The sequence below is a fragment of the Thermococcus sp. EP1 genome (assembly GCF_001317345.1).
Lineage (GTDB): Archaea > Methanobacteriota_B > Thermococci > Thermococcales > Thermococcaceae > Thermococcus_A.
Map to the genome: position 1 here is coordinate 226,609 of NZ_JXCG01000003.1, position 24,619 is coordinate 251,227.

The 24,619-nt window shown below is 39.3% G+C and carries 23 protein-coding genes and 1 tRNA gene; 16 read left to right on the plus strand and 8 right to left on the minus strand.

Translation table 11 applies throughout. The annotated features are described in order from the left end of the window. Positions 1-7 precede the first annotated feature (7 nt). Genes EP1X_RS03995 through EP1X_RS04005 form a run of 3 tightly spaced genes read left to right on the plus strand, consistent with a single transcriptional unit; the run spans position 8 to position 2,512 of the window. Positions 8-910, plus strand: a complete 903-nt coding sequence (locus EP1X_RS03995) for a 2-dehydropantoate 2-reductase (RefSeq protein ID WP_055281935.1) — start codon at positions 8-10, stop codon at positions 908-910. Positions 911-944: 34 nt separating this feature from the next. Further along, positions 945-1,592: a TIGR00153 family protein gene (locus tag EP1X_RS04000; protein ID WP_055281936.1), complete on the plus strand. Its 648-nt coding sequence runs from the start codon at positions 945-947 to the stop codon at positions 1,590-1,592. A gap of 2 nt (positions 1,593-1,594) precedes the next feature. Next, a complete protein-coding gene (locus EP1X_RS04005) occupies positions 1,595-2,512 on the plus strand; it encodes a D-2-hydroxyacid dehydrogenase (protein ID WP_055281938.1) in 918 nt (305 codons plus the stop codon). A gap of 59 nt (positions 2,513-2,571) precedes the next feature. Here EP1X_RS04005 and EP1X_RS04010 read toward each other — a convergent pair whose 3' ends face one another. Next, positions 2,572-3,573, minus strand: coding sequence for a 2-hydroxyacid dehydrogenase (locus EP1X_RS04010; protein ID WP_055281940.1), 1,002 nt, complete (start codon positions 3,571-3,573; stop codon positions 2,572-2,574). Between the two features lie 108 nt (positions 3,574-3,681). On the opposite strand from EP1X_RS04010, the gene proS reads away from it, so the two are divergent. Further along, positions 3,682-5,148, plus strand: coding sequence for a proline--tRNA ligase (gene proS, locus EP1X_RS04015; RefSeq protein WP_055281942.1), 1,467 nt, complete (start codon positions 3,682-3,684; stop codon positions 5,146-5,148). Here the strand turns inward: proS and pcp are convergent. Beyond that, entirely contained in the window at positions 5,145-5,747 is a 603-nt protein-coding gene (pcp, locus tag EP1X_RS04020; RefSeq protein ID WP_055281944.1) for a pyroglutamyl-peptidase I, read from the minus strand. The two genes, proS and pcp, sit on opposite strands and share 4 nt — an antisense overlap. Positions 5,748-5,811: 64 nt before the next feature. On the opposite strand from pcp, the gene EP1X_RS04025 reads away from it, so the two are divergent. Further along, on the plus strand, positions 5,812-6,927 hold the full coding sequence (locus EP1X_RS04025) for an NAD(P)/FAD-dependent oxidoreductase (protein WP_055281946.1): 1,116 nt from the start codon (positions 5,812-5,814) through the stop codon (positions 6,925-6,927). A gap of 8 nt (positions 6,928-6,935) precedes the next feature. Beyond that, positions 6,936-7,265 carry an ASCH domain-containing protein gene (locus tag EP1X_RS04030; protein ID WP_055281948.1) on the plus strand — a complete coding sequence of 110 codons (330 nt, stop codon included), beginning with the start codon at positions 6,936-6,938 and terminating at the stop codon, positions 7,263-7,265. A gap of 11 nt (positions 7,266-7,276) precedes the next feature. Here the strand turns inward: EP1X_RS04030 and EP1X_RS04035 are convergent, their stop codons facing one another. After that, complete coding sequence (locus EP1X_RS04035) at positions 7,277-8,749, minus strand: carboxypeptidase M32 (protein ID WP_055282098.1); 1,473 nt, start codon at positions 8,747-8,749, stop codon at positions 7,277-7,279. Positions 8,750-8,908: 159 nt separating this feature from the next. On the opposite strand from EP1X_RS04035, the gene EP1X_RS04040 reads away from it, so the two are divergent. The 6 genes from EP1X_RS04040 (at position 8,909) to EP1X_RS04065 (ending at position 15,061) form a co-directional block, all read left to right on the plus strand. Next, positions 8,909-10,192, plus strand: a complete 1,284-nt coding sequence (locus EP1X_RS04040; protein ID WP_055282099.1) for a bifunctional L-myo-inositol-1-phosphate cytidylyltransferase/CDP-L-myo-inositol myo-inositolphosphotransferase — start codon at positions 8,909-8,911, stop codon at positions 10,190-10,192. Positions 10,193-10,370: 178 nt separating this feature from the next. Beyond that, on the plus strand, positions 10,371-11,918 hold the full coding sequence (locus EP1X_RS04045; RefSeq protein ID WP_055281950.1) for a sodium:alanine symporter family protein: 1,548 nt from the start codon (positions 10,371-10,373) through the stop codon (positions 11,916-11,918). Between the two features lie 48 nt (positions 11,919-11,966). Next, complete coding sequence (locus tag EP1X_RS04050; protein ID WP_055281952.1) at positions 11,967-13,343, plus strand: acetyl ornithine aminotransferase family protein; 1,377 nt, start codon at positions 11,967-11,969, stop codon at positions 13,341-13,343. Between the two features lie 78 nt (positions 13,344-13,421). Further along, on the plus strand, positions 13,422-13,838 hold the full coding sequence (gene hypA, locus EP1X_RS04055; protein ID WP_055281954.1) for a hydrogenase nickel incorporation protein HypA: 417 nt from the start codon (positions 13,422-13,424) through the stop codon (positions 13,836-13,838). Next, positions 13,835-14,560 (plus strand): Mrp/NBP35 family ATP-binding protein, encoded by a 726-nt coding sequence (locus tag EP1X_RS04060; RefSeq protein WP_055281956.1) that lies wholly within the window; start codon positions 13,835-13,837, stop codon positions 14,558-14,560. Before hypA ends, EP1X_RS04060 begins: the two co-directional genes overlap by 4 nt. A 27-nt stretch (positions 14,561-14,587) precedes the next feature. Then, a complete protein-coding gene (locus EP1X_RS04065) occupies positions 14,588-15,061 on the plus strand; it encodes a hydrogenase 3 maturation endopeptidase HyCI (protein ID WP_055281958.1) in 474 nt (157 codons plus the stop codon). A 15-nt stretch (positions 15,062-15,076) separates the two neighbouring features. Here EP1X_RS04065 and EP1X_RS04070 read toward each other — a convergent pair. Then, positions 15,077-15,153: transfer RNA gene (locus EP1X_RS04070), tRNA-Arg, on the minus strand. A 67-nt stretch (positions 15,154-15,220) separates the two neighbouring features. Beyond that, a complete protein-coding gene (asnS, locus tag EP1X_RS04075) occupies positions 15,221-16,513 on the minus strand; it encodes an asparagine--tRNA ligase (RefSeq protein WP_055282101.1) in 1,293 nt (430 codons plus the stop codon). A 345-nt stretch (positions 16,514-16,858) separates the two neighbouring features. Here asnS and EP1X_RS04080 point away from each other — a divergent pair, with 345 nt between their 5' ends. Further along, complete coding sequence (locus EP1X_RS04080; protein WP_055281960.1) at positions 16,859-18,109, plus strand: amidohydrolase; 1,251 nt, start codon at positions 16,859-16,861, stop codon at positions 18,107-18,109. A 66-nt stretch (positions 18,110-18,175) separates the two neighbouring features. On the opposite strand, the gene EP1X_RS04085 is transcribed toward EP1X_RS04080, so the two are convergent. Beyond that, positions 18,176-18,850, minus strand: coding sequence for a thioredoxin family protein (locus tag EP1X_RS04085; RefSeq protein WP_055281962.1), 675 nt, complete (start codon positions 18,848-18,850; stop codon positions 18,176-18,178). Positions 18,851-18,999: 149 nt separating this feature from the next. Here EP1X_RS04085 and EP1X_RS04090 point away from each other — a divergent pair, with 149 nt between their 5' ends. Genes EP1X_RS04090 through EP1X_RS04100 form a run of 3 tightly spaced genes read left to right on the plus strand, consistent with a single transcriptional unit; the run spans position 19,000 to position 21,092 of the window. Beyond that, positions 19,000-19,674, plus strand: coding sequence for an ArsR family transcriptional regulator (locus EP1X_RS04090; RefSeq protein ID WP_055281964.1), 675 nt, complete (start codon positions 19,000-19,002; stop codon positions 19,672-19,674). A 24-nt stretch (positions 19,675-19,698) separates the two neighbouring features. Beyond that, a complete protein-coding gene (locus EP1X_RS04095; protein WP_055281966.1) occupies positions 19,699-19,896 on the plus strand; it encodes a DUF362 domain-containing protein in 198 nt (65 codons plus the stop codon). Between the two features lie 2 nt (positions 19,897-19,898). Further along, positions 19,899-21,092, plus strand: a complete 1,194-nt coding sequence (locus tag EP1X_RS04100; RefSeq protein ID WP_055281968.1) for an NAD(P)/FAD-dependent oxidoreductase — start codon at positions 19,899-19,901, stop codon at positions 21,090-21,092. A 14-nt stretch (positions 21,093-21,106) separates the two neighbouring features. On the opposite strand, the gene topA is transcribed toward EP1X_RS04100, so the two are convergent. Both topA and EP1X_RS04110 read right to left on the minus strand, forming a co-directional pair. Then, positions 21,107-23,272: a DNA topoisomerase I gene (topA, locus tag EP1X_RS04105; RefSeq protein WP_055281969.1), complete on the minus strand. Its 2,166-nt coding sequence runs from the start codon at positions 23,270-23,272 to the stop codon at positions 21,107-21,109. A gap of 290 nt (positions 23,273-23,562) precedes the next feature. After that, entirely contained in the window at positions 23,563-24,429 is an 867-nt protein-coding gene (locus EP1X_RS04110; protein ID WP_055281971.1) for a DMT family transporter, read from the minus strand. Positions 24,430-24,619: the final 190 nt, after the last annotated feature.

The window sequence follows — 24,619 nt, forward strand, 5'->3', positions numbered from 1 at the left end:
AAGAGGCATGAGGATTTATGTTCTTGGAGCGGGTTCAATTGGTTCTCTTTTTGGAGCTCTCCTATCAGAGGCTGGTGAGGATGTAACCTTGATAGGAAGGCCCGAACATATGAAAGAGATAAATGAGAGAGGCCTTAAGATAGTTGGAATTAAAGAATTTACAACTTATCCAAAGGCACTTACTGAAATGCCCCCTGAACCTCCAGATTTGTTAATTTTATCTACAAAATCTCACTCTACAGCATATGCTCTTGAATGTGCTAAGGGAAGTATTGGGCCCAACACTTGGATATTAAGCATCCAGAATGGTCTTGGTAATGAAGAAGAAGCATTAAAATATACTGAGAATGTTCTAGGAGGGATAACCACAAATGGTGCAGTACTAGAGAAGTGGGGAGTGGTGAGGTGGGTCGGAGAGGGAATAACTATAGTTGGTCAGTATCCAAAGGGAAGGGAGATATTTGCAGATGAGGTCGTAAAAATATTCAACAGGGCTGGTTTGAAAACAAAATTAAGTGAAAACATTGTCGGATGGAAGTGGGTAAAAGCAATAGTAAATTCTGCAATAAATCCAATAGGTGCAGTTCTAGAAGTTAAAAATGGGAAAATTCTTGAGGAGGAATACCTCCTAGAACTCGCTAAGAGAGTTGTAAAAGAAGGGTGTCAAGTTGCAACCCAACTTGGAATAGAATTCGAAAAACATCCTATCGAATTCTTGATTGAAACTTTGGAAAATACACAAGAAAATTATAATTCCATGCTTCAGGACATCAAAAGAAGGAAAAAAACTGAAATAGATTTTATAAACGGAAAAATAGTCGAATATGGTAGAGAAATCGGGTTAGAAACACCATTAAATTTTGCCCTCTGGAGTTTAGTGAAAGCTAAGGAGAACCCACAAATTAAATAAGGAGTTAACAGTCATTATATTGAGGGGAGAGAAAATGCCTATATTTGGGGGTAAAGAAAACAATGTCTTTAAGACAATAGATGAACATCTTAAAGCCGTTGAACTTACGATAGAAAAACTCCGTATATTAATGGAAACTTATCTTGCAGGGGATTTGGAAAAAGCTGAAACCTTAATGAAGGAAGTTGAAGATCAAGAAAGAGTAGCCGATGAGCTTAGAAGAAAAATTGAGGTAATGTTATATCAGGGCGCATTCTTACCTGTAAATAGAGGAGACTATGCTAGATTGTCCGAACTTATAGATAGCGTTGCAGATGCAGCGGAGAGTGCAGCTCATGCGTTAATCTTAGCTAAGCCTAAAACGCCTGTGGATTTGAAGGAGGAGATCTTAGAGTTTGTAAATACTTCCTTAGAGACATATAAATTGTTTGCGCAGTCAGTAAAAATGCTTAACACTAACGTTGATGGGGCGATAGAGTATGCAAAGAAAACAGAGCTTGCAGAAGAAGACGCTGATAGGATAGAGTACGAACTAGTGAGAAAAGTTTTTGAGAGCGAGAAGATAACAACTTTTGCAAAACTTGTATGGAACCAAGTCCTTACTAAAATCGGAGACATAGCCGATAGGGCTGAAGATGCCTCCGATCAAGTATTGTTGATCGCATTAAAGAGGAGGGGTTGAAAATGAAGGTGTTAGTTGCTGCACCGTTGCATGAAAAAGCAATTGATGTTTTAAAAAATGCCGGATTGGAAGTGGTTTATGAAGAGTATCCCAACCAGGATAGACTTAAAGAACTCGTGAAAGATGTAAGTGGAATAATTGTTAGAAGCAAACCAAAAGTTACGAAAGAGATTATAGACGCTGCTCCAAACCTTAAGGTAATAGCAAGAGCAGGTGTTGGGTTGGATAATGTAGATGTAGAATATGCAAAGAGTAAAGGGATAGAGGTTGTTAATTCTCCTGGGGCTTCAAGCAGAAGTGTTGCTGAACTTGCTGTGGCCTTAATGTTTAATGTTGCTAGAAAAGTGGCTTTTGCCGATAGGAAGATGAGGGAAGGAGTTTGGGCTAAAAAACAGAGCATGGGCTTCGAACTTGAGGGCAAGACACTTGGAATAATCGGTTTTGGAAGGATAGGATATAATGTTGGGAAAATCGCAAAGACCATAGGAATGAACGTTCTTCTCTACGATGTATACAAAAATTATGAACGAGCAAAGGAAATAGGAGCAGAGTTTGTTGAACTTGAATATCTCTTAAAGAATAGTGATGTCATTACAATCCATGTTCCTCTCTTGGAGAGCACCTATCACCTGATTAATGAAGAGAAATTAAGGCTCATGAAACCCACTGCAGTGCTTATCAATACATCAAGAGGGCCAATTATTGATACTAATGCTTTAGTAAAGGCACTTGAAGAAGGATGGATTGCAGGAGCAGCCTTAGATGTCTTTGAGGAGGAACCCCTTCCAAAGGACCACCCATTAACAAAACTTGACAATGTAGTACTTACTCCTCATATAGGTGCATCTACAGTTGAGGCTCAAGCGAGAGCAGGCATAGAAGTTGCAGAGAAAGTCGTCAAAGTTCTTAAAGGGGAATAAGCCCTCTGTTTTCTTTATTCTTATTTCTAAGTTAGAACTTATAAGTTAAAAGTAAAAAGTTAGAGGAGCTTTACTTCTTTAATTGGTTTTATCTTTAACACGTCCTTATTGACAAGATTCTCTGGTATCTCCCCTTTAAATATCGAAATTAGGTTTTGGACTGCTTGGAATCCCATATCTTTCATAGCTTCTTCTGCTAGTCCAGCATGATGGGGAGTTAATACTGTTTCCCATTCCATCTCGAAAAGTTCACTTTCTTGAATGGGCTCTTTTTCAAAAACATCTGTGGCAAAGCCTTTTAATTTTCCTTCTTCTAGAGCTTTGACAAGTGCTTTTTCGTCTATTAGTGTTCCCCTTCCAATATTGACTAGGTATTTTCCTTCTAGCAGTTTAAGTCTCTTCTCGTCAATTATGTGATATGTCTCCGGAGTAGACGGGAGTGCTAGGATTATGATGTTGCTTTCTTTTATTACTTCATCCAGAGGTAGCCACTTTGCATTAACTTCCCTTTCGATGTCTTCTTTTCTACTTCTGCTCCAATAATAAATCTCAGCACCAAGGGCCTTCATTCTTCTTGCTATCCCCTTCCCAATCGGTCCCATACCTAAAATCCCAACTTTCTTACCATAGACAGTTTCTATATCTTTATACCAAGCCCACACTGTTTTATGGGAATCCCAACGGCCTTTTCTAATGAATTTATCGGAATAGACAATCTTTCTTAGAAGTGCTATTGTAAGTCCTACGGCGAATTCTGCGACTGCCTCACTTAGAACACCACTCACCTTTGTTACGTATATTCCTTTTTTGGTTGCTGCATCAATGTTTATATGATCATAACCAGCTGAATGAGTACTTATCACTTTGAGGTTCTCACCCCTTTCTATAATCTCTTCATCCACAAGGTTTAAGGGAGAGACTATTAGCCCATCATATTCTTCAATAATTTCAAGTATTTGGCTTTTCTCTGGATATACCATGACATTTACATCACAGGACTCTTTCAGAAGCTTTAGGGGCTCAGTTTTCATGTTAAACAGAACTAAAACCTTTGGTCGCATGACTTCCACCATTAAAACCCTCATCGAAGCATGTTAATAAACTTTTCCTCTTTTATTTGCGAAAGATTAAAAAATATTGGATGATTTTAATGGATAGGTGGTGATTTTATGGAAAATGTTAGCAAAACAGCAAATGTAAAACGAGAGAGAGTGATGAATGAGTTTAGCGACTGGTACAATGAGATGATAGAACTTGCTGAGATACAAGATAAGAGATATCCAGTAAAAGGTATGAACGTATGGTTGCCATACGGCCTTAGAATTATGAGGAATATCGAGAACTTAATACATGAAGAGATGGTGAGGACAGGCCATAATGAAGTTCTCTTCCCAGCATTAATCCCTGAGACTGAATTTGAAAAAGAAGCTGAGCATATAGCGGGTTTCCATGGTGAAGTTTTATGGGTTACTCATGCTGGTGAAAAACCCCTCGAAGTAAAACTAATTCTGAGACCAACAAGCGAGACTGCCATGTACCCCATGTTTAACTTATGGATTAGATCTCATGCAGACCTGCCATTTAAAATCTATCAAATAGTTAATGTTTATCGTTATGAGACAAAGCATACCAGACCTTTAATTAGAGTTAGAGAAATAAGTAGGTTCTTTGAGTCTCACACAGCCCATGATAGCTTTGAGGATGCTGAAAGACAAATAAGAGAGGACTTGGAGATATTTGATAATCTTGCCAAGAATCTTGCTCTCCCATATATAGTCTCTAAACGACCTGATTGGGACAAATTCCCAGGAGCATTCTATTCACTTGGGGCAGAAGTTATAATGCCAGATGGAAGGACATTGCAAATTGGAACTATGCACAACTACAAGCAGAACTTTGCCAAAGCATATGAAATAACGTATGAAACAGAAGAAGGAACTCATGAATATGTTCACCAAACAACATTCGGAATGAGTGAGAGACTCTTAGCAGCCGTCATGGGAATTCATGGAGATGATAGTGGTCTTGTATTGCCTCCAGCCATAGCTCCAATACAAGTGGTGATAGTTCCAATTCCAATGAAGGATTCCCCCTATGACGTAAATGCATATGCTAAAGAGATAGCTGAAGAACTTAGAACAGCAGGTATAAGAGTTTATGTTGATGATAGAGAGGATATAAGGCCAGGAAGGAAGTTCTACGATTGGGAGATTAAGGGTGTGCCCTTGAGAATTGAGGTTGGTCCAAGAGACGTTGAAGGAAACAAGGCAGTATTTGCTAGAAGGGATACCTTTGAAAAGTTCAGTGTTGATAAAGATAAGATTGTTGAAGAAGCCAGAAAGACCCTTGATGCAATCATGGAAAATCTATATGCACGAGCAAGGGAATTCTTAGAGACTCACATAAAGAGGGTAGATACGGTAGAAGATGCTAAGAAAGTCTTTGAAGACAGAAGAGGAGTAGTAGAACTCCCCTGGTGTGGTGAGGAGAGCTGTGGTGTGGAAATGGAGGAAATCCTTGATGCTAGCATGCTTGGAATTCCATATCCCGAAGAAACAGCCAAAATTGAAGGAAAGAAGTGTGCCAACTGTGGAAGAGATGCAAAATATATAGCAAGATTTGCAAGAACATATTAACCCTTTATACTTTCTTTTATTGCTATTTCTAGTGCCCTTCTTATCATTTCTAAGCTCATTGAGGGCTGGGGTTTTTCTAAAACTTGCTCTGGGATGTAAGGTACATGTATGAACCCTGCTTTTATATTCAAGTTGTTTATTGCTATGTGGTGAAGAGCAACATACATCGCTGTGTTGCACACGTAAGTTCCAGCACTATTTGAAATTGTGGCAGGGATTTTGTTATTTCTTAAAGCCTTCACGATTCTTTTGATTGGTAACGTTGAAAAGTATGCTGCAGGTGCTTCTTTAAAAATTGGTTCATCCTCGGGTTTGTAACCGTCGTTGTCTTCTTTCTTCGAGTCCATAATGTTTATTGCCACTCTTTCAATAGTAATGTTTGTTCTTCCCCCTGCTTGTCCAGTCAAAATTACAATATCTGGCATTGTCTTGTTTATAATTTGTGGAAGTTTCTCTTTGACGCCCTTGAAGCTAACAGGAAGTTCTTTTTTTAGAACTTTTACTCCATCTATCTTTTCAGGAAGGTCTTTAACTGCTTCCCAAGAGGGATTTATTTTTTCTCCTCCAAAGGGTTCAAAACCTGTGATCAAAACTCTCATTGTTTGCCACCAAAAACTAAAAGTTTAATTAGGATTTAAAGCTTACACCTTTTTGGTGAGGTTAATGAAATATGATGTTGCGATAATTGGTGGGGGTCCAGTAGGGAACTATTTGGCAAACCTTCTTGCAAGCGAGTTTAAAGTTGCTGTTGTGGAAGCGAAAAACTCTTTTGGAGGCAAAGCCTGTACTGGGATTCTGGGAGCAGAAAACTATGAAAAACTCAACCTTCCAAAAGAAGCCATTGTAAATAAGTTAAGAGGAGCAGTATTTTATTCAAGAATTCAGAGTTTTGAGATAGAACGCCCGGCCTCTCAAGCTTATGTAGTAGATAGAAAAATCTTGGAAAGGAAACTTGCAGAAAATGCTATTAAGAAAGGTGCCGAATATTATATGGGAACTAGGTTTTTAGAATTTAAGAATGGGAAAGCTATTGTTCAGAGGTTTAATGAGAGATTTGAAATTGAAGCAGATTTTTATGTAGGGGCTGATGGTGTCGGAAGCAAAGTTGCTCAAGAGATAGGGGCAAAGACTGATGCCGAGTTTTTGAGTGGATATGAAGTGGAAGTTGTGGGCGACTTTAAGAAGACAGACTTTGTGGAAATTTGGGTCAACAAAGAGATTAATAATGAATTTTTTATGTGGCTTGCTCCTATAGATGAATCCACTGCAAGGCTCGGAACTTTTGGCACATACGATGCTCTTCTTAGATTTGTGAGGCTTAGGCTTCTTAAGGAGACTAATATTGTGGAGATCAAAACAGGCAATGTGGGGTTAGGGGTTAGAAAGCCTTGGGTAAGAGGAAATGTTGCTCTAGTTGGTGATGCAGCATTACAGATAAAACCCCTAACTGCAGGAGGGATTGTCTATGGGATGCTCTGTGCTCATGCCCTTAGGTACTCGATTAGAAGAGGAAACCTAAATGTGTATGAAGATCTATGTAAAGATATAAAGAAACAGATAACGTTTGGTTTGAGAATTAGACGGTTATTCAAGGCCCTCAATCAAGACCAAATAGAAAAATTCTTTGAGATATTCTCCAGTAAAGAGGCCAAGGAGGTCATTGAAAGTTACGCGGACTTTGACGATCATAAGAAAACCATAACTGCACTTGTAAAGAACCCTAAACTGCTTGCTAGAGGTTTGAGGGTTTTCCCAATGCTTTTGAGGTATCTTGTATAGGTGAGAGCATGGAATGGGAAATGGGTCTACAGGAAGAGTATCTAAGGTTAATCAAAGAAGGAAAAAAGAAAATTGAAGGCAGACTTTATGATGAAAAACGGAGACAAGTAAAACCTGGGGACACGATAATATTTGAAGGGAAGCTAAAGGTTAAAGTAAAAGCTCTTCGAGTATATCCTTCCTTTAAAGAAATGCTTAGTGAAGAAGGACTTGAAAATGTTTTACCAGGGGTTGAAACTATTGAAGAAGGAATCCAAATTTATAGGCAGTTTTACACTGAAAAAGAGGAGAAAAAATACGGTGTTGTTGCAATTGAAATAGAGCCAATAAAAGAATGAAAAGAAACGGTTCAGCCCAAATATTTCTCTTTTATATATTTAATGAAGTATTCTGGGGTTATCCCTTCTCCAAAGCTCTTCTCTAGCAGTTCTTTTGGTGAATATACGCTTCCGTATCTGTGGACCTTTTGCTTTAGCCACTCCCTTATTGGGGCAAATTCTCCTGTTATTATTTTCTCATAAAAGTCAGGTATGTCCTTAAGGATGTAGTTCTTGATTTGTGCTGCTAATAATGTTCCAAGGCTATATGTGGGGAAATATCCAACAGTAGCATGAGCCCAGTGTATATCTTGAAGGATTCCTTCTTTATAGTTCTTGGGTCGTATGCCAAGGAGTCTTTCAAGCTCATCGTTCCATAGCTCTGGTAGTTCTCTTGCTTTTACTTCTTCATTTATCATAAGCTTCTCAAGCTTGTACCTGAGGAGAATGTGCATGTTATAAGTTACTTCATCAGCTTCTACCCTGATGTAATCTGGTCTTACCATATTGAGGTAAGCATATAGGTCCTCGGTAGTATAGTTTCTTACAAAGGGTAGCTTTTCTTTTAATAGTGGATAGATAAGTTCTGCAAATTCTTTACTTCTTCCGATTATATTTTCCCAAAATCTGCTTTGGCTTTCGTGGATTCCAAGGGAAACTCCTCCGGCTATTGGTGAGAACATGAGCCTTTCATCTACCTGCAGCTCATATAATGCATGTCCAAATTCATGAACCACTGCAAGGAGAGTCCTCCTGAAGTCAAAGCCCTCATATCTTGTAGTAACTCTAACATCATTAATTCCAAATCCGGATGTGAAGGGGTGGGGAGAAACATCGAGCCTTCCTTTTACTCCGAGGGGATATCCTAACAATTCGAGAATTCTTAAGTTGACTTCTTCCATGGCTTTGATTTCATATTTTTCCCTTTCTAGAGGGTGTTCGTTTGGAATTTTTCCTGCTTCGAGAATCTGCTCTAATATTGGCTTTAGGTCTTTTTCAAGTTTTTCAAAAATAGGTTCGAGATCTTTTGTCCTGAGTCCCTCTTCATAGAGGTCCAATAACGCATCATATGGATATTCGTCGTACCCCAAATACTCTGCAGCTTTTTTTGAGAGTTCGATTATCTTGTCGAGCCAAGGTTCGAACTTTCCAAAGTTATCTTTTTCTTTAGCTTCGGTCCAAGCCATTGTAGCTTTGCTTCTTACTTCACTGAGCTCTCTAACGAATTCGGGGGGAAAAGCCTTAGCGATTTTTATTTCTCTTTGGAGAACTCTAATAACACCTTTTTCGTAATCGTTCAATGTTTCTAAAGCGGAAGCTTTCTCAACTAGACCAAGAAACTTTGGATCTAATATTAGACTTTGAGCCAAGACAGAGAGTTCTCCTTTAGCAACGCTTCTCTCTGTGATTCCCATCTTGGGCATGTTGACTTCCATGTCCCATCCAAGAAGACTTTGAGCATGTTCTATTGCCCATATCTTTCTATAATGCTTTAAAATATTCATCACAACTTCATTTTGGAAGACTTCTTCTGTCACTTCTATTCACCGGTGTATACTTCAGAGTTAACCTTTTAATTTTTTCGATAAATATCTGAACGGAAAAAGATGTTTAGAATGTGCCCAAAGCTTTTAGAATTTGGGTAATAATATTATATGAGAAAAATGAAAGCAGTTATTCTTGCAGCGGGTTTAGGTATCAGAATGGGTGACTTAGCAAAGGGGATGCCAAAATGTTTAATAAAAGTGGCTGGACGAGAAATACTTTACAGAACAATGAAGCTTCTTGAAGAACAAGGCATTGAAGAGTTTATTGTAGTCACCAACCCTCATTATATGGGAAAGCTAAAAGACTTCTTAGAAAAAAATAGGTTTAATTACAGAATTCTTGTAAACCCATATCCAGAAAAAGGTAATGGGTACAGTCTATATTTGAGTAAAAATTATGTCTCTGGAAAATTTGTATTGGTAATGAGTGATCACATATACGAGGAGGAGTTTATAAAAGTGGCTCTAAAAGGGGAGGGAATTATAGTTGACAAAGTTGGAAAATTCACAAACAAAGAGGAAGCTACGAAAGTAAAAATCAAGGAAGGTAAAATAGCAGATATTGGAAAAAATATTAAAGAATATGATGCTTTTGATACAGGATTCTTTCTTCTAAGACCCAATATATTTGATATAGCTGAAAAATTGCTTGAGAAAAATGATGTTTTGGAGTTAACGGAAGTGGCCAAAGAGGCTAGATTAAAAGTAACTGAAGTAAATGGGTTCTTTTGGACGGATATTGATACTCCAGAAGACGTAAAGAAAGCTAAAAGACTCTTAATAAAGAATGCTGTAAAAGATACGGGAGATGGGCTAGTTTCAAGATATGTAAATAGGAAAATTTCCACAAGAATTAGTGAACTCCTTGTTGATTATGTTGAACCATTCCACATGACTTTCTTTTCCTTTTTAGTAGGGATTAGTGCAGGCCTACTTGGACTTTTCAACCCGCCACTTGCAGGGGTTGTGTATCAGGTGAGTTCTATTCTCGATGGCGTGGATGGGGAAATCGCAAGGAGTGCAATGAAAAAAAGCAGATTCGGCGGCTATCTTGACTCTATTCTAGATAGGTACGTGGACTTTTTTGTTCTTTGGGCCCTTGCTATTTATATGAAACCAAGCCCTCAGATGTGGTTGGTAATACTGCTTGCTATATTTGGTTCTTTCATGGTGAGTTATTCTACCGAACGCTACAAAGGAGAGTACTTTGTTAGCGCTTACACTTCAGTACCTGTTCTGAAATATCTTATTGGAAAGAGAGACGAAAGAGTGTTTATGACAATGCTCTTATGTTTGGTAGGAAGACTGGATATTTTGTTCTTTCTCCTAGCATTAATAACTCATTTAAGGGTTTTAGTTACGGTATACCTTATTTGGAGAAAGAAAGAGACTAATTCATAAGGTAAAAATATTATCCTTTGGAAAGTATCTGAGTAAAAGAGTGTGCTTTTTTGTTAGAAATCTTTTTGACTTTAGTCCATTCTACACCATAGATGTACTGGAAAGTTTTAAATAATTCTTTGACGTTAATTCTAATGCTATGGTGCACTTTATAGTGCCAACTACAGGAGGTGCCTGAATGAGTGCCATTATGGACTTTATAAACTGGCTTGATGGTATGGTGTGGGGCCCCCCAATAATGATTTTACTGGTGGGCACTGGACTGTTGCTAACAATATACCTTGGGGGTATACAGTTCCGCAGACTTGGATGGTCTATAAAGTTTACCCTCTTTGAGGGAAGAAAGAAACAGGGAGAAGGAGACATTACTCCGTTCCAGGCATTAATGGCAACTATTGCTGGAACGGTAGGTATAGGAAACATTGCTGGTGTTGCAACTGCAATAGCGGCTGGAGGTCCTGGTGCACTATTCTGGATGTGGGTCACAGCTTTAGTTGGAATGGCCACTAGGTATTCAGAAGGTCTTTTGGGAGTTGCATTTAGAGGCAAATTGCCCGATGGGACAATGATTGGAGGTACATTCAACTTCCTTGAGAGAGGCCTTAGTGAAGAGGAAATATCCCCAACGTTCAGGACAATAGCAGGTATATTTATTATCCTGTTTGCACTCTTCATAGGCTATGAGGCCACGAAACTCAGCGGTGGACTTATGATGCTTGCAGTAATAATTGCAATCTTGTTCTTGATACTAGCACTATATCTTATCTCAGGACGCGCTCTTCCAAGCCTTGGGAAGACCCTTGCAATATTATTTGCATTGTTTGCAGCAATCTCTGCATTTGGAATTGGAAACATGACCCAAGCGAACTCATTAGCACTAGGAATGAAGCAGGCTTTCAATGTCCCAACATGGATAACAGGAGCATTCTTCGCATTCATAACATTCATAGTCATCGTCGGTGGAATTAAGAGAATAGGTGAAGTTGCAGAAGCATTGGTCCCCTTAATGGCAATAGTCTACTTTATCTTTGCAATTGGAGTTTGGATTAAGTATGCTGGCCAATTACCAAGTGCAATTAGTCTTGTCTTCAGAGATGCGTTTACTGGCCAAGCTGTGGCTGGAGGTGCCGTAGGTACAGTGATCAGGTGGGGTGTGGCAAGAGGTCTCTTCTCTAACGAGGCTGGTCTTGGAACTGCTACACTTGCCCACGCTGCAGCAAGAACAGACCACCCATCAAGACAGGCCCACGTAGCTATGCTTGGTCCATTCATTGACACAATCCTTATCTGTTCACTTACCGGTATCTCAATTGTGGCTACAGGTGCATGGGAAACCGGAAAGACGAGCACTCCATTGACCCAAGAGGCCTTTGCTAGAGCATTTGGCCACATAGGTGAAGTAATGGTTGTTATAGGTGTTATCCTCTTCGCATATTCTACAGTGCTTGCATGGTCATTCTACGGAAGACAGAACATCATGTATTTAGCAAAGTGGATCGAGGGTGATCCAGAGAAGTTCGCAAAGCTATATCCCAAACTTCACTTGGTCTATAACCTACTCTTCGTAGTGTTCATCTTCATCGGAGCTACAACAGCCCTTGAAAACGTATGGACATTTTCAGATATGATGAACGGTCTCATGGCAATACCAAACCTCGTTGGATTACTCCTGTTAGCCACTGTAGTTAAGAGGTACACAAGTGAATTTGTCTCAGCCAATCCATGATTTCTTTTTCTATTTTTGCTCTTTTTTAGCTTTGTGAGGTGAGTTAAGATGGAATATCCAAAGTTAGTTGTTACTCCTCCTGGACCCAAAGCTAAAGAACTTGTAGAAAGAGAGAAGAAAGTAATTTCTCAAGGTTTAGGGGTTAAACTCTTCCCAGTTGTACCCGAGAGGGGATATGGAGCACTCATTGAAGATGTAGATGGGAATATCTTTATTGATTTCCTTGCTGGAGCTGCCGCTGCTTCTACAGGTTATGCTCATCCAAGACTTGTCAAGGAAGTTCAAGAACAGGTGGCTAAAATTCAGCATTCAATGATAGGTTACACTTATAGCAAGAGAGCTATAGAAGTGGCTGAGATTTTGGCCAAGAAAGCTCCACTAGATAATCCCAAAATACTCTTTGGTCTTAGTGGTAGTGACTCAATAGACTTGCTTATGAAAGTCGTTCGTTTTGCTACGAGACGACCTTGGATCGTAGCGTTTATTGGAGCTTATCATGGTCAAACTTATGGAGCTACCTCTGTGGCCGCTTTTCAGAGTTCTCAAAAGAGAGGTTTTTCTCCCTTAGTCCCAAATGTAGTGTGGATTCCTTATCCCAATCCTTACAGGAATATCTGGAACATTGACGGCTATGAGGAGCCTCATGAACTAATCAATGCGTTCATAGACTATCTTGAGAAATATGTTTTTGCTCACGTAGTCCCCCCTGATGAGGTTAGTGTGCTTTTGGCAGAACCGATTCAAGGTGATGCAGGGATAGTTGTTCCTCCAGAAGACTTTTTCAAAGAACTCAAGAAAATGCTTGATGAGCATGGAATCTTTCTGGCAATGGATGAAGTTCAAACTGGTATTGGAAGAACAGGAAAGTGGTTTGCAAGTGAGTGGTTCGATGTAAAGCCTGATTTTATCTCCTTTGGGAAAGGTGTTGCAAGTGGAATGGGACTAAGTGGGGTCATTGGAAAAAGTGAACTTATGGAAATGACAAGTGGCTCCGCTTTATTAACCCCTGCAGCTAATCCCGTAATTTCAGCCGCAGCATACGCAACGTTAAGAATAATAGAAGAGGAAAACCTTCTTAAAAATGCCCTAGAAGTTGGAAAGTTCATAAAAGAGCGTTTGCTTGAGTTAAAAGAACAGTATGAAGTAATCGGGGACGTGAGAGGGAAGGGACTAATGATAGGGGCTGAAATTGTAAAACCCGGAACAAAGATGCCAGACCCAGAGCTCACAGGAAAGATATGCTGGCGGGCATTCGAGTTGGGCCTAATTTTGCCGAGCTATGGGATGTTTGGAAACGTTATAAGAATAACTCCCCCACTTGTAATAACAAAAGAGATAGCAGAGAAAGGTTTGGAAATAGTGGAACAAGCTTTAAAAGATGCCCTAGCAGGTAAAGTGACACACAAGACGGTCACGTGGCATTAGCTTTTCTTTTTTAAACCTTTTGTTAGAAACACTACAATTTATAAACTCTTTTATTTAGACCTTTTTGGAGGGGATAAAATGCACGAGTGGGCACTTGCCGATGGAATAGTTAGAACTGCCATTGAGTTTGCGAAGCAGCATGGAAAAGAAAAGGTTCTCGCTTTAAGGATAGTCCTTGGAGAACTCCAGGATGTTAATCAAGAGATTTTGGAATTTGCTATCGACGAGATAAAGAGAGGAACTATTGCAGAAGAAGCAGAACTAGAATTTGTTATTGAAGAGGCTGAGTTTAAATGTAGAAACTGTGAAACCGAGTGGAAACTCAAAGACGTAAAGAGTGGATTTGATGAGAGAATAAAGGAGGATATTCATTTCATACCAGAAGTTGTTCATGCGTTCTTGGCCTGTCCTAAATGCGGGAGCAGGGACTTTGAGGTTACAAAGGGAAGGGGAGTTTATCTAGCAGCAATAAAAGTTGAGGGTGATGAGGAGTGATTGACCCTAGAATAAAGGCCGTGGAAGCAAGGCTTGAGAAAGTCAAGAGAATCATTCCTGTAGTGAGTGGCAAAGGAGGAGTAGGTAAGTCCATGGTATCTACAACATTAGCACTAAGCTTAGCCCAAAAAGGCTACAAAGTTGGTCTTTTGGATTTAGACTTTCATGGAGCAAGCGATCATGTTATCCTTGGTTTTGAACCCAAAGAATTCCCTGAAGAGGATAGAGGAATTATTCCACCAGAGGTTCATGGAATTAGGTTCATGAGTATTGTATATTACTCCGAAGATAAACCGACTCCACTTAGGGGGATGGAGATAAGCGACGCTTTAATAGAGCTCTTGGCTATAACCAGATGGGAAGACTTGGACTTTTTGATCATTGACATGCCTCCTGGAATGGGAGATCAGTTCCTTGACGTTTTGAGATTTCTCAGGAAAGGAGAATTCCTTGTTGTTGCAACCCCGTCAAAGCTTGCCATTAACGTTGTCAAAAAGCTACTTGAACTTTTAAAGGAACAGAACCTCAAGATAGTGGGCATTGTGGAAAATATGACATTTGATGGAGGAGAGGAAATCAGAAATCTTGCCAAAGAATTCGACATCCCTTACTTAGTAGAGATTCCACTTTACAAAGATTTAGATGCTAAAGTTGGTAACATTGAGGAGTTATTAAAGAGTGAATTTGCGAAGAAGATTGAAGAAGTCATCAAAGCCCTTTAATTCTCCCTATATTTTTTGGTGATAGAGATGGAATTTAGGGAATTCTTTTCGAATGTTGAAAAAGTAGTGATATGCGGCATTGGAAACGATACTAGAGGAGACGATGCATTTGGAGTGTATGTTGTAGAAAGGTTAAAAGAAAAGGTCTTCAATCCTAAAGTAGTTTTTCTTAACTGTGCTGAAATGCCAGAGAGTTATGCAGGAAAAATCATCAGAGAAAGACCTTCTCACGTGGTTTTTATTGATGCAGTGCATTTTGAAGGGAAACCAGGCGAAATAGTTTTAGCAGACCCTGAGGGAACACTAGGAGAAGCATTTTCAACTCATAGAATGCCATTAAAGCTTTTGGTAGGTTATTTGAAGCAAAATATAGATGCTAAATTCCTCCTTATAGGAGCACAGCCAAAGCAGATTGGATTTTTTGTAGAGATGAGTGAAGAATTGAAAGAAAGTGCAAAAAAACTTGTGGATGTATTAGAACAAATTTTGAGTGAAATTTAGATTTTTCAGAAGTTTTGGCGGGCCCGCCGGGATTCGAACCCGGGACCTCCGGCTTAGAAGGCCGGCGCCCTATCCTGCTAGGCTACGGGCCCTCGAACTTCTATGGGCCTTAATGCATTTATAAATCTTACGGTTTTTTGAAAATTTAAAAGAAAAACTCTAAGGATAAATTCTTGAAGGAGTTCTTGGGAATAGTGTGGCCCATCTAATATGGTTAAGCTTGAGAACCCAAGCTACCAATCTTTCAAGCCCGAGACCAAAACCACTATGTGGGACACTTCCATATTTCCTAAGATCGAGGTACCACTCGTAGTTCTTTGGATCCATACCCTCTTCTAGGATTCTTTGAACTAACTTGTCATAGTTATCTTCTCTCTGACTTCCGCCAATGATTTCGCCGTATCCCTCTGGTGCAAGCATGTCTGCAGCCAAGGCTTTTCTTGGATCTTCTGGGTCTTCTTTCATGTAGAATGCTTTTATGTGCTTTGGATAACCATAAACGAAGAATGGTCTGTCAAATTCTTCTGTTAAAACCCTCTCTTCATCTGCACCCATATCCTCGCCCCATTCAATTTGAATGCCCTTACTCTGAAGAATATCTATTGCCTCATCGTAGCTTATTCTTGGGAATGGTGGTTCGGTGTTCTTGAGAGTTGTCAAGTCCTTTCTAAATGTCTCTATTTCTTTCTTTCTAAGCTCCATGGTTCTCTGTACCATGTAGCTTACAAGTTCTTCTTCTACTTTGAGAATATCCCAAAGATCCATCCATGCACCCTCAAGCTCTAAATGCCAGTATTCAGTAAGATGTCTCCTCGTTCTGCTCTTTTCAGCCCTAAAACTTGGTGTAAGTGACCATACTTTCTCCAGTCCAAATATTGCTGCCTCAAGATAAAGCTGTGCTGATTGGCTTAGATAGGCTTCTCTCTCAAAATACTTCAATTTAAAAAGTGTTGAGCCGCCTTCAACTGCTCCAGTAACAAGGATTGGTGGGAATACTTCATACCATCCATCTTGGAGGAGCCACTCTCTCGCAGCTTGCATTAAAGTGGCTTTAACTTTCATCACACTGGCTACTTTTGGAGAATGGAGATGGAGATGCCTCACATCTAGTAGGAATTCATCACTTGCATCCTTTGTGATAGGGAAAAACTCTACGTCTTGGATTATTTCAATTTTATCTGCTTGAATCTCAACGCCTGTGGGAGCCCTTGGATCAGCTTTAACTCTTCCTTCTATTATCACACTTGATTCTATTCCAACTTGTTTTGCTCTCCTATATGCATCTTCACTCAAGTCTTTCGTAAATATGGTTTGAATTATTCCACTTGAGTCTCTAAGGACAATAAATACTTTTTTACCAACTTCTCTCTTTCTATACACCCATCCAGCAAGTCTTACCCTTTCTCCTTCCATTTTAGGTTTTACATCTGCACAGTAAATTTTTTCAATCATCATAAAACACCTCCAATCTTGCTTGTGTTTCCATTTTAGCTTTATTAATCTATCCCAGAAGAGTCAATTATTCCAGAGGACTTTTGGGAGGAATCTCTTGTCTTTAATTTCGAATACCACAGACATGGTAACCACATTTTTAAACCTAGTTATTGATATTTAAATCATTCGCTTTATTTATTGTCATTTTTTATGGATTTAAATGAGGTTGATGAATAAATGCCAGTATAATATCACAGGATCATTAATGTGGCAATGGGTGGTTGGAAGTTGTTAAATTCTCTTCTTGGCATATAGTTTAAATATCATGAGACATGAAAAATTAATCCCATGTGAGGTGAGAACATGAAGGCAATTGTAGCCGATCATATTATTGATAGTAATACTCATAGAAAGAATTTGGCAGTTTTGATAGAAGATGGAAAGATAGTTAGTATAATCCCCAGTGAGAAGTTAAAAGAATTTGATGTGGAAGTGACTTATGGAGGAAAGGATTATCTTCTCATTCCAGGTCTTATTAATGCACATACTCATGTGGCTATGGCTAAATTTAGGGGCTTTGGAGATGATATGCCCCTTGATAGATGGCTCAATGAGGTAATCTGGCCCAACGAAAAGGAATGGAACGAGGAAGAAATTTATAAATGGGCCTTGATAGGTATTGCCGAGGCCATTGCAAGTGGCTCTACAACTATAAATGATCACTACTTTTTTGCATGGCAGATAGCAAAAGCCGCTGAAACACTTGGTGTTAGAGCATTTATTGGTCAAACGATGATGGATCTTGTTGATATGCCAATAGCAGAGCCAAAACTCGGATTTAAATTCTTCAAAAAATGGAAAAGTAAAAATGGTTTAGTAAACGTGGTACTTGCTCCACATGCAACTGACACGGTTTCAAGGAATCTGTTGGAAGAAGTGAGAGAGCTCACAGAGAAGGAGAATGCTTTAGTCCATATGCATGTTTCCCAGAGTAGAGAAGAGGTTCTTAGAGTCAAGGATAGAGAAGGAATGCTTCCTGTTGAATACCTTAAAAGTGCGAACATTTTAGAGTCCAATTTTATCGGAGTTCATGGAGTATACCTATCAGAAAAGGAAGTTGGAATCTATGCAAAGAGTAATGCAACTTTGGTCCATTGCCCCATAAGCCTGGCAAAATTAGAAGGCTATGTTGCTCCGATATTAGACCTCTGGAAACTTGGTGGGAATGTAGCCCTTGGCAACGACTGTGCAGTTTCTAATAATTCCATGGACATGATTCTTGAAATGAAGTTCGCTGCCATCTTAAATAAAGTAAAGAACAGAGATCCCACAAGGCCTACGGCAAAGGATGTCTTCTACTGGGCAACAATAGGAGGAGCGAAGGCCTTAAAGCTAAATGCAGGCTTAATAGAACCTGGTTATCTTGCAGATCTCGTCCTCATAAACATTAAAAAGCTCCACTTTTTGCCGAAGGAGAATATACTTTCTCATCTTGTATACTCAGCTAGGGGTAGTGATGTTGAAAAGGTATTTGTCAGTGGGGAGCTCATATACGATAATGGAATGTTCATGAAAACTGACGAGATTGAGAAGATACTCAATGAAGAAAAATGAATCTCTAGAAGATTTGTCTCAGATTATTTATTATTTTCAAAACGGCAGAAATAAAAGGGGAGAGTATCACTCGAGGGCTTCAAGTAGTTTCTCGAGGAACATTTTCTCGGGGTAGGCTCCTTCGAATGAAACCTTGTCTTCACCATTTACTCTGATGACAACCTTGGGAACTGCCATGACGTTGTATTGTTCAGCAAGTCCTGGAAATTCAATAGCTTCTATCATATCACCAAGGATCTTATCATTGCCACCGAGGGCATTTTCAATTGCAAATTTGTGGGCCATCCTAACTGCCATTGGACAGTATGGGCATGTTGGAGTGACAAAAACGTAGATCTGTACGTCTTTGTTGATCCCTCTAAGTACTTCTTTGGTTTCTTCTAAGAGGTCTGTTTCACCCTTTGAGACATCTACTATATCCTCGAGGAATGATCCAAATTCATGACCTGCTGGAAGGCCAAAGTATCTAACGCCCAGGTCTTTTCCGTCTTGGGTTATTACAACTGCAGGAGCAACATCTACTCTGTACTTTTCTGCTAGGTCTTTTTCATTATCGAAGTCGTGAATTTCGTAAGTCACAAGATCACTTAACTCGCTTATTTCGTGGACTAGTTGTTTCAACTGGTCACAGTATTGACAGTTCTCTTTTCCGATGAACACGATTATTTTGACGGGGTTGACAAGTTTTGAAAAGAACTCCTCTTTAATTATCTTCTTATCTCCATCACTAATAAGTGCCATTTCACACACCTCCAATCAGTTTCAAACTAAAGCTTTTTAACCTTCGGGTGCAACCTACATACGAGGTCTTTACAAATTTAGGGTTTTCAACCAGAGGTTAAGATGACGGTATATAAACTTTACGATACAGATTTGGGTAGGTGGGCAACATGTCTGAACCAGATATATTTTACATCCTGGGCAACAAGGTGAGGAGAGACTTACTCAGTCACTTAACATGTACGGAGTGTTACTTTAGTCTGCTCAGCAGTAAGGTTAATGTATCCTCCACAGCGGTTTCTAAGCACTTAAAGATCATGGAACGAGAAGGTGTGTTAAAGTCTTATGAGAAAGAAGAAGGTTTTATTGGGCCCACAAGAAAGTATTATTCTATAGCGGTCTCTAAAACATTTCTTGTAACTGTTACCCCGAATATATTTTGGTATAAAGGGCTTGATTTGGAAACTCCAGAGAGGTTTGAAAGATTTGAAATTAAACTTAATGAACTTGAAAAATCTCCAAAGGACTTACATGCTATGGTAAAAGCATTTGTAGATGCAAATAAAAAACTTGAACAAGTGGTTGAAGCATTGAGAACCATTGAAAGCTACAGGAACACTCTCATGAGAGACCTTAAAGATAAATATTTAAGGGAAGTAGGGGACATGACTCAGCTTGCAATTCTCCATTATCTCTTACTTTATGATACTACCACCGTAGAAGAGCTGAGTGACGTATTAAACCTCAAAGAGAGAGAAGTAAGGGAGAAGGTCGAGGAACTTTCCAGAGTGATACCGTTAATCATAAAAGAGGATACAATTAAAATTGACAAAGAAGCGTTATAAGACAGATAGAATGGAGGGTCCTTCATGGTGGAGAAGATTAAAATCATTGTCAATGAAGATAAGTGCTATCTTTGCGGTGGATGTGCTGGAGTCTGTCCATCACTTGCAATAAAAGTGAGCTCGTCTAAATGGGAATTCTTTCAGGACAAATGTATATCATGTAAGATATGCATAAATGCATGTCCAGTTGGGGCTTTGGACTTTGAACCGTTGGAGGGATAAACATGACTGAAATAATGAAATACGATGTGGTGGTAGTTGGGGCTGGAATAGCGGGCCCTATTGTGGCCAGAAACGTTGCTAGGGAAGGATATTCTGTTCTCCTCGTGGACAAAAAACCCGCCATAGGAGCACCAAAACAATGTGCAGAGGGTATTAACATTAGCATATTTGAGAGATATGACATTCCATATGACAAACGCTTCATTAATAGGGAAATTTATGGAGCAAGAATATATTCTCCAAGTGGATATGAACTTGAAATAAAGTACAAAAAAGTTAGTGGGGTTATCTTGGAGAGGAAGGTATTTGATAAAATGCTCGCATTTTACGCTGCGAGAAGTGGGGCCGATGTTCTGTCTAGAACTGAAGTGGAGGATGTAATAAGAGAAAATGGCAAAATTGTTGGAGTAAAAGCAAAGCATGAAGGCGAACCAGTAGAAATATACGGAGATATAATAGTAGCAGCGGATGGTGTTGAAAGCACTATAGCAAGAAAAGCAGGCATTAATACTTATGCTCCTCCACATGAATTTGATTCCGCTTATGAGTACGAGATGCTCATAGATGGCTTCGATCCTGACTTGATTCATCTCTGGTTTGGAAATGATGTAGCACCTAGGGGGTATGTGTGGGTCTTCCCAAAAGATGAAGATCGAGCAAATGTGGGGATAGGGATAAATTCCGATAACCCAAAAACTGCAAAATATTACCTTGATAAATGGCTTAAAGAAAATAACATCCCATCTAAAAAACTCCTTGAAATTAATGTGGGAGTTGTACCAGTTGGTGGCTTCTTGAAAGAGCTTGCTAAAGAAAATGTGGTTGTTGTTGGAGATGCAGCAAGACAGGTAAATCCAATGCATGGGGGAGGCATGGCTGAGGCTATGAAAGCAGGGACTATAGCAAGTAAGTGGATAGTTAAAGCACTTGAGGAGGAAAACCTTGAGCTCCTGAAAAACTATACTACTGAGTGGTGGGAAAAAGATGGAAAAAGACTTGAAAGAGTATTAAAAATCAGAAAAGCTGTAGAAAAGCTGAATGATGAGGATCTAGATGTATTTATTGAAGTACTAAGCGGAACAGACGCTGAGAAGATTGCAGAGGGCAACTATACAGAAGTGATAAAAGTCTTGCTCAAGCATCCAAAAGTGCTTATGAGTGCTCGTAGAATAAGCCTTCTTAAAGAGCTCCTTTGATTTTGTTTTGACTTTTATGATTTCTTCTTTCGGTTTTTATTACAGTTCATATCAAGGCAGACTTCATATTCTCTGTATCGTTCCTTAATTTTTACAATGGGTGCATTTCCACATTCTGGGCAAGTTTTTCCAGTTGGAATTATTTTTCCTCTTTGAAGAAGAGGGTAAGTTACGTTACACTCTGGCCAATTGGAACAACCTACAAACCTCTTCCCAGTTTTTCTATTATACCTAACAACTAAGTTTCCGCCACATTTAGGACATTTACCCACTATGATCTCAGCCTTCTTTTTTTCATCCTTTTCAACTTCTTGTTTTATGTGGGTTTCTTCCTCTGCCGTTAGCTCCTTTGCATTTTTTGATTTTTGTTTGGTTTTTCTGTTATTTTTCTGAGTGTTGAGAAACGTTTCAAGTAGTTTGGCCCCTATTTCACTTTCTTTATTTTTAAACTCTTTTAAAATTTTAATCAATGTCTTTTTCGAATCTTCTATGACTTTTTCTTTGGTTAATTTTCTTTGTATTATCTCTTCCATTTTTTGTTCAAATTCTCTAGTAAGTTCGACACTTATTATGTCTGGAACATTGCTTTCAAGGGCTTCAACAACTTTAATACCTAGAGGGGTGACTTTTATAGTTCTTTTTCCTTCTATATATCCTCGCGAGTATAATGTTTCTAAAATTTGAGCCCTGGTTGCTTTTGTACCAATTCCTAAATCTTCCATCTTCTTGATAATGCTAGCTGGTGAGTATCTCGCAGGAGGCTTGGTTTTCTTTTTTTCTCGTTTTATCTGAAGCACGTTTATAGTTTCCCCTTTTACAAATTTAGGAAGGATAATTTCATCAAATTTCACATATTTTCCGTATATTTTGAGCCAACCTTCTTTTATGGTTCTTGAACCACTGAGGATAAAGTGGTGATTATTGGAGTTTATGATGACCTTTACGCTCTCTCTAATGGCCGGATCAGCAAATGTTGCCAAGAATCTCCTAACAATTAGGTCATAAAGGTTTTGTTCTTCCTTGGTCAATTCTCCCGGTTTTGGAATTTCTCCTGTAGGGTATATAGCTGGATGAGCAGGATCATCTTTTTTACCTTCTACGGGCTTTAGAATTCCTTTCCCCAAAAGCTCATGAGCATGCGGTTTATACTCTTGGATCTTTGCGAGGTTTTGGATGATGTTCTTATAGTTTAAGTTCTTTGGGAGCTTTTGAGAAGATGTTCTCGGATACGAAATGAATGCTCGCTCATACAAGCGTTGAGCAATATCTAAGGTTTTTTTAGGGCTATATTTGAAGGCCGAATATGCCTCTCTTTGAAGAGTACCAAGGTCAAATGGATGAGGGGGATAACGTTGTCTTTGTTCAACTTCTACATTTTCTACAAAGGCTGGTCCCTTTTTTGCTTCCTCAACTATTCGTTTAGCTTCCTCTTCATCAAAAATACGATCCTTTTCATAAGTGGCTGTATATTGCTCTCCGTTTTTCTCGAGGATCATTTTTATGACCCAATATGGAATTGGGACAAAGTCTCTTATCTCCCTCTCTCTATCAACCAAGAATTTTAAGGTAGGGCCTTGAACACGCCCTGTAGAGAGGACTACCCACTTTCCACTAGTTTTTCTTAGGGATGAACTCAAGGCTCTTGAGAGATTTACTCCCCAGTACCAATCAAGAATGTGACGTGCTATTCCAGCATCAGCCATTCCAAAGTTTATTGTGGGCTCCAAATTGTACCATGCTCTAATTAAATCTTTTTTTGTAAGGGCAGAAAATCTCATCCTTTTTGCTTTTGATGGGTCCACTCCACAGGCATATTTTAAGGCAGTATATCCAATAACCTCACCTTCTGTGTCGTAATCACACGCTACTACGAATTCATCGGCCCGTTTGGCAAGTTCTTTGAGGGCTTTTATGTAATCTTTTGTATAACTTTTCCCTTTTTCTGCCACGTAGACTGGAACCCAATGAATATCAAAAACAGGATATCCGTAGGTTTTTTCCTTCGGGGCTAGAGAAAAAAGGTGCCCAACAGCAGGAGCAACTATTATCTTTTTGCCATCTCTGGTTAATTCATAGTAAGGGACTTTACCAATACTCTTTCTTATAGGTTTTCCCTCAGCAAGTGCATATGCGATTTTTCTGGCTACATTAGGTTTCTCTGCAATTATCAGTGTAGTCATGGTATCCCTCTCTAAAGTGCTTTAGAAGAGCGGGTATAAGAATTTTTTGGAGAATTGTGGGCCGGCAACAGAGGCCCGCGTTCATTTTTCGCGCGGGTGGATGCACCGGCCCTGTGAGCCTGGTGTGAGCACCCCCACTCATAGAGCCCGATACCTTGTGGAGGCGGGTATACCAGGCCCAACGAGGGTACATACTTGTACCCTCGCTGTCGGCATTAAAAGATAATCATAAGGGGGTTAAATTCTTTACTCTTATTTTTTTGAAAATATTCCCTTGTGTGTGATGGCGGTTACGCTGTCGTTATTAATATAACGCCTGTGACAGCTAAGATTAATCCCAAGATGATCTTTCTATTTGGTGGCTCCTTTAGAAGTGCCATTGCAAGAGCAGAAGAGATAATTGGATTAATGGCACTCACTGGAGCAGATATTTGTGAGCCCACTAAACTTACTGACTTTACAAATGCATATTGCCCTATTATAAGCCCCAGAAGCGCTGCCGCTGATAAAAGAGCTATTTCCTTCTTTGTGACTTCTTTTAATTCCGTGGAGTATTTAGGGAGAAAGAGACTAATCCCCATAGCTGCGAAGGCAAGTCTGATTCCAGCAAGGGAAATAGGAGAGATTTGAGAGGAAAGAAAATCCAATAACACTATAGCAATACTCCAAGATATGGGGGCTAAAAGTGCAAAGATAAACCCTTTTGGGTTTAAACGTTCTTCAATTTCTCCCTTTCTTACGATGATAATAGCTAGGAATACAAGAAAGGCTCCAAGAACGATTTGAATATTTATTTGTCTTCCAAGAAATAACCATGTCCATAATATTGTCCAAAGGGGATACGAAGAGGTTATAGGGACTGTCCGTGAAACCCCCATAATTCTGAGGGCGCTAAAATAGAAGTAATCTCCTACAACAAACCCAAATTGACCTGAAATGAATGCTATTAGAATAAGCTCCCATGAAAGGTTGACTATCTCTCTATAACTCCCTGTAAATATGAATAGAACTAGATAAGAAAGCACTGTTATATATAGTCTTATAATATTCACAGTAATGGCGCTCTTCTTTCTCATTCCAACTTTAATTAGAACTGATGAAGTTCCCCAGCCAAATGCAGCGACCAATGCCAACAATGCTCCGAAGAGGATGTTCATGTGTTTGGAGAGAATAAATCAGTTTAAAAACTTAATGTTTCGAAAAAGATTTGATAGAACTCTACCACCTAAAAGCATCTTATTTAGGACAGGGATAATGTCAAAACAGAGAACTTAAAAACTCAAAAAAGTAAAATTTAAGTAGTGATGAGCTCGGCAAACCTGAGCATTGCTATGATGAAGATCTTGA